The organism is Streptomyces sp. NPDC088915 (assembly GCF_044749825.1).
In the GTDB taxonomy this organism is placed as follows: domain Bacteria; phylum Actinomycetota; class Actinomycetes; order Streptomycetales; family Streptomycetaceae; genus Streptomyces.
In genome coordinates this window covers 1-9785 of record NZ_JBIVIR010000040.1, presented here as the reverse complement: position 1 = coordinate 9785, position 9785 = coordinate 1, and the positions used below count along the sequence as shown (strand labels likewise).

Below are 9785 nucleotides of genomic sequence, written 5' to 3'. Positions count from 1 at the left end.
GCGAAGACGATGTCGGCGAGGGAGTGTCCGAGGAGGGGGTCGAGTTTTTCGCAGACTTCGTCGAAGGCGGCGGCGTAGACGGGGTGGGTGGTGTACAGCTCGCGTCCCATGCCTGGGCGCTGCGAACCCTGCCCCGAGAACAACACCGCGAGACGGGACCCGCCGACGGACCGGCCCCGGATGACGGACGGCACCGTTTCGCCTTCGGCCAGGGCCCGCAGACCGGTCAGGAACTCCTCCCGATCGCGGCCCACCACGGCCGCGCGGTGGCTGAAGGCGGAGCGGACGGTGGCCAGGGCCAGACCGGTCGCGGCCGGGTCGGCGGCCGCCGGGTCGGCCTCGACGTGTGCGGCCAGGGCCGCCGCCTGGGCGCGGAGCGCGGCACCCGTGGGGGCGGAGAGCACCCACGGGACGGGCTGCGCGGCCGGAGCGCTTTCCGTGACGGTGTCCTCATGGGGTGTTTCGGTGGGTTGGGGTTCTTCGAGGATGAGGTGGGCGTTGGTGCCGCTGATGCCGAATCCGGAGATCGCGGCGCGGCGGGGGCGGCGTGTGGCTTCCCAGGGACGGGATTCGGTCAGCAGGCTGACCGCTCCTGCCGACCAGTCCACCTCTCGGGTGGCTTCGGTGACGTTGAGGGTGGCGGGCAGGACGCCGTGACGCATGGCCATGATCATTTTGATGATTCCGGCCACGCCGGCGGCTGCCTGGGCGTGACCGATGTTGGACTTCACCGAGCCCAGCCACAGGGGGTTGTCCGGGGTGTGGTCCTGGCCATAGGTGGCAAGCAGGGCCTGCGCTTCGATCGGGTCGCCCAGTCGGGTTCCGGTGCCGTGGGCCTCGACCACGTCGATGTCGGCGCCGGAGAGTCCGGCCGAGGCCAGTGCCTGACGGATGACGCGCTGCTGCGAAGGTCCGTTCGGTGCAGTGAGACCGTTGCTCGCACCGTCCTGGTTGACCGCGCTGCCCCGAATCACCGCCAGTACCCGGCGTCCGGCGCGGCGGGCGTCCGACAACCGCTCCAGCAGCAGCAGACCCGCGCCTTCCGCGAAACCGGTGCCGTCGGCGTCGTCGGAGAAGGCCTTGCACCGCCCGTCCTGCGACAGCCCCCGCTGCCGGCTGAACTCGACGAAGGTTCCGGGTGTCGACATGACCGTGACACCGCCGGCCAGCGCCATGGTGCACTCGCCACGACGCAGGGCCTGCACCGCCAAATGCAGTGCCACCAGTGACGAGGAACAGGCCGTGTCCACACTCACCGCCGGGCCCTCCAGCCCGAAGGTGTAGGCCACCCGACCCGACGCCACACTGTTCGAACTGCCGTTGACCAGGTAACCCTCGAGATCCCGGGGCGCTCGCTTGATGCGCGAGGCGTAGTCGTTGTACATGATGCCGGCGAAGACGCCGGTCCGGCTGCCGTGCAGACTCGCCGGGGCGATCCCCGCCCGCTCGAACGCCTCCCAGGCCGTCTCGAGGAGCAGCCGCTGCTGCGGATCGGTGGCCAGCGCCTCGCGCGGACTCATTCCGAAGAACTCCGCGTCGAAACGGTCCGCGTCGTAGAGGAAGCCGCCACGCCGCGTGTACGACGTGCCCCGCTGCTCCGGGTCGGCGTCGAACAGGGTCTCCAGGTCCCAGTCACGGTCGTCGGGGAAGTCCCCAATGGCGTCGCGGCCCTCCGCGACCAGCCGCCACAGACCCTCGGGATCGGTGACGTCACCCGGGAAACGGCAGCCCATTCCCACGATCACGATCGGATCGTCGTCGACGGGGAGGACGCCGGTCTCCACCGCCGGGGCGCCCGCGCCCGCTTCGGTCCCGGCCTCCTGGTCACCGCCCAGGAGTTCACCGGTGAGGTGGGTGGCGAGCACGACGACGGTCGGGTGGTCGAACACCAGTGAGGCCGGCAGCTTGAGGCCGGTCGCCCCGTTGAGCCGGTTGCGCAGCTCGACCGCCGTCAGCGAGTCGAAGCCCAGCTCCGTGAAGGGGCGGTCCACCGGTACGGCGCGAGGGTCGGTGTGCCCGAGTACGGCGGCCACCTCGGCCGCGACGAGTTCGGTGACCAACCGCCGGCGGTCGTCGGCCGCCAGGGCGCGCACGCGGTCGGCGAGCCCGTGGCCGACCGGGTCGCCGGTTCCCGCGGCGGCAGCGGCGGCCCGCCGCGCGGTGGGCCGTACGAGACCTCGCAGAAGGTCCGGGACCGGTCCGCCGCTCCGGGCCAGGGCGGCCAGGTCGAGGCGGGCCGCGACCAGGGCCGGGGCGGTCCCGGTGAGCGCGGCGTCGAACAGGGCGAGCCCCTGGTCGGCGGTGAGCGGTGCGATGCCGGAGCGACCGAGGCGGGCCAGGTTGCCGGCGGTGAGTTCGCCGGTCATGCCGCTGCTGTCGGCCCACAGGCCCCAGGCGAGGGAGGTTGCCGGTAGGTCGAGTGCGTGGCGGTGTTCGGCGAGGGCGTCGAGGTAGGTGTTGGCGGCGGCGTAGTTGGCCTGTCCTGCGTTGCCGATGATTCCGGCGTAGGAGGAGAAGAGGACGAAGGTGTCCAGGTCGAGGTGGCGGGTGAGTTCGTGGAGGTGTCGGGCTGCGTCGGCCTTGGGGGCGAGGACGGTGTCGAGGTGTTGTGGGGTCTGGGTTTCCAGGGTGGCGTCGTCCAGGACGCCGGCGGTGTGGATCACGCCGGTCAGGGGACGGTCTGCGGGGATGTGGTTGAGGAGGTCGGTCAGTGCGGCTGGGTCGGTGATGTCGCAGGCGGCGATGTCGACTTGGGCGCCCAGTGCCTGGAGTTCGGCTGCCGTGTTCTGGGCTCCGGTGGCGGCGGGTCCTCGGCGTGAGACCAGGAGCAGGTTGCGTACGCCGTGTTCGGTGACCAGGTGTTTGGCGACCAGTGTGCCCAGTGCTCCGGTGCCACCGGTGATCAGCACCGTGCCCCCGGCACGGAACACCCGACGCCCGGCGGAGTCCCCGGCCTCGGCCGGGACCAGCCTGGGCCGGAACCACTGCTCTCCCCGCACGGCGAACTGCGTCTCGGTGCCGATCTCCGTCACCGCGGGCAGCTCGGCGCCGCGTTCCAGGTCGAGCAGGACGAACCGCCCGGGGTGCTCGGTCTGCGCCGTGCGGACCAACCCCCAGACCGCCGCCGCGACCGGCTCCGGCGCGGCCGTGCCGGGAGCGGCCACGGCCTGCCGGGTGACCACGACCAGCTGCTCTCGCGTGTCGTCGGCCAGGTGCGACCGGAGCCGCGCCAGGACCCCGGCGAGCACCTCGCGGACCTCGCCGGTCCCGGCCGCCGCCTCCAGTACCTCGTAGCCGGCGCCGGTACCCGAGCCCGTGGGCACCGCGTACGGCTGCCAGTCCACCCGCAGCAGCGGGACCCGCCGGGTCCCGGCCGTGCGCAGCCGGTCCTTGTCGACCGCGCGCAGGCTCAGGGCATCCACGTCGGCGACCGGGTTGCCGAGGGCGTCGGCGACCGAGACGGCGATCTCGTCGCGGCCGACCGTACGCAGCCGCACACGGAGCGCCCGGGCGCCTTCGGCGTGCAGGGTGACCCCGCTCCACGAGAACGGCAGCGCGCCTTCCCCGGCCGCGCCGAGCGCGCCGAGCGCCACCGGGTGCAGGGCCGCGTCCAGCAGCGCCGGGTGCAGACCGAACGCGTCGGCTCCGGAGCTCTCGTCGGGCGCGAGCGCCACTTCGGCGTACACGTCGGTCCCGTTGTCGTGGCGCCACAGGGCCCGCAGGCCCTGGAAGGCGGGCCCGTACTCGTATCCCCGGGCGGCGAGCCGCTCGTACGCGTCTTCGAGGTCCACCGGGACCGTGCCGGGCGGCGGCCATGCGCCCGGCAGGGGGGCGGCGTGCGCCGGGGCGGTGCTCAGCGTGCCGGTGGCGTGCCGGACCCACGTGCCCTGCGGGTCGTCGTCGTCGGTCCGGGACAGGACCGTCACGCTGCGCCGGCCGTCCGCGGCCGGTTCGCCGACGGCGACCTGGAGGCGCAGGGCGGTGCCCTCCGCGAACACCATCGGCGCCTCGACGGTGAGCTCCTCCAGGTGGGAGCAGTCGGTCTCGCGCCCCGCCCGCAGGGCGAGTTCGACGAAGGCGGTGCCGGGCAGCAGCACGGTGCCGCTGACGGCGTGGTCCGCGAGCCACGGGTGGGTGCGCAGCGACAGCCGGCCGGAGAGCAGCAGACCGCGTCCGTCGCCGAACTCGACGGCGGCGGCCAGGAGCGCGTGGTCGGCGCTGCGCAGACCGGCGGTGTTCATGTCGCCGGCCGGGGCCGTGGCGTCGAGCCAGTACGAGACGTGCTGGAAGGGATAGGTGGGCAGGTCGACGTGGCGGCGGGGGCGATCGGTGTCCCCGTCGCCGAAGGCCGGCTTCCAGTCCACCTCCAGGCCGGCGGCGTACCCGGCGGCGACGGAGGCGTGGAAGCGCTCCGGTCCGCCCTCGTCGCGGCGCAGGGTGCCCAGCGCCACCGCCCCGGAGCCCGGGGCCGCCGAGGCCGCGATGGAGTCCTGGACGGCGGTGGTCAGCACCGGGTGGGGGCTGACCTCGATGAACGCGCCGTGGCCGTGCTCCAGCAGGGTCCGGGTGGCCAGGTCGAAGCGCACGGTGGCGCGCAGGTTGCGGTACCAGTACGCCGCGTCGAGTCCGACGGTGTCCAGCACGTCACCGGTGACGGCCGAATAGAAGGGGACGCGCGAGGCACGGGGGGAGACGGGGGCCAGCAGGGTGAGCAGTTCCTCCTCGATGGCCTCGACGTGCGCGGAGTGGGAGGCGTAGTCGACCGGGATGCGCCGGGCCCGGATCTCCTCGGCCGCGCAGGCGGCGAGCAGCTCCTCCAGGGCGCCCGGGTCTCCGGAGACCACACACGAGCCGGGCCCGTTGACGGTGGCGACCGAGAGCCGGCCGGGCCAGGCCGCGATGCGGCGCTCCGTCTCCTCGTACGGCAGCGGCACGGACACCATGCCGCCGGTGCCCGCGAGCGCGCCGAGGGCGCGGCTGCGCAGGGCGACGACGCGAGCCGCGTCCTGGAGGCTGAGCGCCCCCGCCACGGCCGCCGCAGCGATCTCGCCCTGCGAGTGCCCGACGACGGCGGCGGGACGGACGCCGTACGACTCCCAGAGCGCGGCGAGCGACACCATGACGGCGAACAGGACGGGCTGGACGACGTCCACCCGGTCGTAGCCGGGCGCACCGGGCGCACCGCGCAGGACGTCCGGCAGGGACCAGTCCGTGAACTCGGAGAGCGCCTCGGCGCATTCGGCCATCCGGTTCCGGAAGACGGGCGAGCCCTCCATGAGTTCGAGGGCCATGCCGGCCCACTGGGACCCCTGGCCGGGGAAGACGAAGACGGTGTCGCCGAGGCCGCCGGAGGCGGCCGCGCCGGTGACCACGCGCGGGTCGGGCCGTCCGGCCGCGAGGGCGTCCAGGGCCTGCCGCACGTCGTCACGGCCGGTGGCGGTGACGACGGCGCGGTGGTCGAAGACGGCGCGGGCGGACAGCAGGGACCAGGCCACGTCGGCGGGGTCCACGTCGGCGGGGACGAGCACCTCGCTCAACCGCGCGGCGATGTCCCGCAGGGGCTGCTCGGCCCGGGCGGAGAGGATCAGCGGGGGCGTGCGGGGGCTGGTGTCCTCCTGAACGGTGCCGTCTTCGCGGGGTGTTTCGGTGGGTTGGGGTTCTTCGAGGATGAGGTGGGCGTTGGTGCCGCTGATGCCGAATCCGGAGATCGCGGCGCGGCGGGGGCGGCGTGTGGCTTCCCAGGGACGGGCTTCGGTCAGCAGGCTGACCGCTCCTGCCGACCAGTCCACCTCTCGGGTGGCTTCGGTGACGTTGAGCGTGGCGGGCAGGGTGCCGTGGCGCATGGCCATGATCATTTTGATGATTCCGGCCACGCCGGCGGCTGCCTGGGTGTGGCCGATGTTGGATTTGACCGAGCCGAGCCACAGGGGGTTGTCCGGGGTGTGGTCCTGGCCGTAGGTGGCCAGGAGGGCTTGTGCTTCGATCGGGTCGCCCAGTCGGGTTCCGGTGCCGTGGGCCTCGACCACGTCGATGTCGGCGCCGGAGAGTCCGGCCGAGGCCAGGGCCTGGCGGATGACGCGCTGCTGCGAAGGTCCGTTCGGTGCGGTCAGGCCGTTGCTCGCACCGTCCTGGTTGACCGCGCTGCCCCGAATCACCGCCAGTACCCGGCGTCCGGCGCGGCGGGCGTCCGACAACCGCTCCAGCAGGAGCAGGCCTGCTCCCTCGCCCCAGCCGGTGCCGTCGGCGTCGTCGGAGAAGGCCTTGCACCGCCCGTCCTGCGACAGTCCCCGCTGGCGGCTGAACTCCACGAAGGTTCCGGGTGTCGACATGACCGTGACGCCACCGGCCAGTGCCATGGTGCACTCACCACGGCGCAGAGCCTGTACCGCCAGGTGCAGTGCTACCAGGGATGAGGAACAGGCCGTGTCCACACTCACCGCCGGGCCCTCCAGCCCGAACGTATAGGCCACCCGACCCGACGCCACACTGCCGGTGTTGCCGGTCAGCAGCAGGCCCTCGTAACCCTCGGGGATGGGCTGGAGCCGCGAGGCGTAGTCGTGGTACATGACGCCGGCGAACACGCCGGTCCGGCTTCCGCGCAGGTCGGCGGGGTCGATCTCCGCCCGTTCGAACGCTTCCCAGGCCGTCTCCAGGAGCAGCCGCTGCTGCGGATCGGTGGCCAGTGCCTCGCGCGGGCTCATTCCGAAGAACTCCGCGTCGAAACGGTCCGCGTCGTGCAGGAAGCCGCCGTGCCGCGTGTACGAGGTGCCCCGTCGCTCCGGGTCCGGGTCGTAGAGCCCCTCCAGGTCCCAGCCCCGGTTCACCGGGAACTCCGAGATCCCCTCCCGGCCCTCCGAGACCAGTCGCCACAGCCCCTCGGGATCGGTGACCTCACCCGGGAAACGACAGCTCATCCCCACGATCACGATCGGATCGTCGTCGACGGGGAGGACGTCGGCCTCCGTCGAGGCGCCGTCGGTCACGGGCTCGTCCGTACCGAGCACCTCGGCCCGCAGGTGCGCGGCGAGCACCGCCGGGGTCGGGTAGTCGAAGAGCAGCGAGGCCGGCAGCCTCAGCCCGGTCGTCTGGTTGAGCCGGTTGCGCAGCTCGACCGCCGTCAGCGAGTCGAAGCCCAACTCGCTGAACGCCCGGTCGGCGGGCACGGCCCGGGTGCCCGAGTGCCCGAGCACGGAGGCGGCCTGCGCCCGTACGAGGCCGAGTGCGGTCTGCTCGCGCTCGGCAGCGGGCAGGGCCCGCAGCTGCGCGGCCCACGAGCCGTCCGTGCCCTGTCCGGCGGTCCGGCGGCGGGCCGGAACCCGGACCATTCGACGGAACAGGGCGGGCAGCGTGCCGTTCGCGGCCCGGCCACGGAGCTGGGCCAGGTCGAGACCGGCGGCGACGACGGCCGGGGCGGTCCCGGAGAGAGCGGCGTCGAGGAAGGCCAGTCCCTCGGCGTTCGGCATCGGCGCGATGCCCGCGCGGCGCATCCGGGCGAGGTCGGCGTCGGCCAGCTCGACGGTCATCCCACCCGCCTCGGCCCACAGGCCCCAGGCCAGGGAGGTCGCGGGAAGCCCGGCCGCGCGGCGCTCGGTGGCCAGTGCGTCCAGGCAGGCGTTGGCCGCCGCGTAGTTGGCCTGTCCCGCGGTGCCCAGAGTGCCCGCCACGGAGGAGAAGAGGACGAAGGTGTCCAGGTCGAGGTGGCGGGTGAGTTCGTGGAGGTGTCGGGCTGCGTCGGCCTTGGGGGCGAGGACGGTGTCGAGGTGTTGTGGGGTCTGGGTTTCCAGGGTGGCGTCGTCCAGGACGCCGGCGGTGTGGATCACGCCGGTCAGGGGACGGTCTGCGGGGACGCTGTCCAGGAGGTCGGTCAGTGCGGCTGGGTCGGTGATGTCGCAGGCGACGATGTCGACTTGGGCGCCCAGTGCCTGGAGTTCGGCTGCTGTTTCCCGGGCTCCGGTGGCGGCGGGGCCGCGGCGTGAGACCAGGAGCAGGTTGCGTACGCCGTGTTCGGTGACCAGGTGTTTGGCGACCAGTGTGCCCAGTGCTCCGGTGCCACCGGTGATCAGCACCGTGCCCCCGGCACGGAACACCCGACGCCCGGTGGCGCCTTCGGCGGCGTCCCCGGCCTCGGCCGGGACCAGCCGTGCGGCGCACAACCGCCCGTCACGCAGCGCCAGCTGGAACTCGCCGGTCTCCATCGCGGCGGCGACCCGGTCCCACGGGACGTCGTCGCCGTCGGTGTCCAGCAGGAGGAACCGGCCGGGGTGCTCCGTCTGCGCCGTGCGGACGAGTCCGCGGACGGACGCGCCCGCCGGGTCGGTGTCCGCGGAGTGGGTACGGACGACCAGCACGCCCTCCTCCGCCTCCGCCAGCCACGCCTGGATCCGGGTGAGCGCCGCGGCGCCGGCCGCCCGGACCGGCTGCCCGGCGGCGACCTCGTGGACCGCGAACCGGGGGGTTCGTGCGGTGGCTTCCGCTTCGAGCCGGAGCGGCTCCCACTCCACGGCCAGCAGCGTGCCGTCGCGCCGGGCGGCGCCCAGGTCCATCGGCCGGAGCACCAGCTCGTCGATCCGGGCCACCGGGGCACCGGTGCCGTCGGTGAGGCTCAGTGCGGCGGTGCCGTCGTCGGCCGGGGAGATCCGCACCCGCAGGGTGTCGGCGCCGATCGCGTGCAGCCGCACGCCGGAGAAGGAGAAGGGGACGCGGGGCGCCGCGGTCCCGCCCGCCACGGCGTCCGCCAGCACGAGCGGGTGCAGGGCCGCGTCCAGCAGCGCCGGGTGCAGCCCGAACGCGCCGGCGTCACGGGTGGCCTCCTCGGGGAGCCGTACCTCGGCGAACAGCTCGCCGCCCTCGCGCCACATGCCGACGAGCCCCTGGAACACGGGTCCGTAGGCGTACCCGAGTCCCGCCAGCGCCGCGTACGCGCCGTCCACGTCCACCGCCTCGGCTCCGGCCGGGGGCCAGGCCTCCGCCGGTCGCGGTGCGGGCTGCGGCCGGGACGGTTCGGCGGACAGCAGGCCCGAGGCGTGCCGGGTCCACGGTGTGTCGCCGTCGGCGGCGTCACGGGTCCGGGGCGGCCGGGAGAGGACGGTCACCGCGCAACGGCCGTCGGCTTCCGGCGCCTTGACGGCGACCTGGAGCTGTACGGCCCCCTGCGCGGGCAGGAAGAGGGGCGACTCGAGGGTGAGTTCGTCGAGCACGGGGAAGCCCGCCCGGTCGCCGGCGTGCAGGGCCAGTTCCACGAAGGCGGTACCCGGCAGCAGTACCCGGTCGCCGACCGCGTGGTCCGCGAGCCACGGGTGGGTGCGCAGCGACAACCGGCCGGTGAGGAGCAGCCCTTGGTCGTCACCGAGTCCGACGGCGGCGGCCAGCAGCGGGTGGTCGGCGCCGCTGTCGAGACCGAGGCGCCCCAGGTCGCCGGCCGGAGCGGCGGGCTCCAGCCAGTACCGCTCACCCTGGAAGGGGTACGTCGGCAGGGCGAGGGGGCGGGGTCGGGGGGCGTCGGTGCCGCCGGTGCCCAGGACGGCGTCCCAGTCCGGGGTGAACGCGCCGCAGGCGTAGGCGTCGGCCAGGGCCGCCGCGACGGACTCGGCCTCGCCGCCCTTGCGCCGTACGACCGGGACGGCCCGGACCCGCTCGTCGTCGCCGAGGGTCGCGGCGACGGCCGGGGTCAGGACGGAGTCGAATCCGACTTCCAGGAAGGTGGTGGTGTGGTGGGTGCGGAGGGTGTGGATGGTGTCGGCGAATCGGACTGTTTCGCGGATGTGGCGTGTCCAGTAGGCGGGGTC

1 protein-coding gene is annotated in these 9785 nt (G+C 73.9%); it reads right to left on the bottom strand.

All coding sequences use genetic code 11. The annotated features are described in order from the left end of the window. Positions 1 to 9785 (bottom strand): SDR family NAD(P)-dependent oxidoreductase (locus ACIP5O_RS36670; protein WP_401302153.1); only part of this gene is annotated, 9785 nt, incomplete at both ends.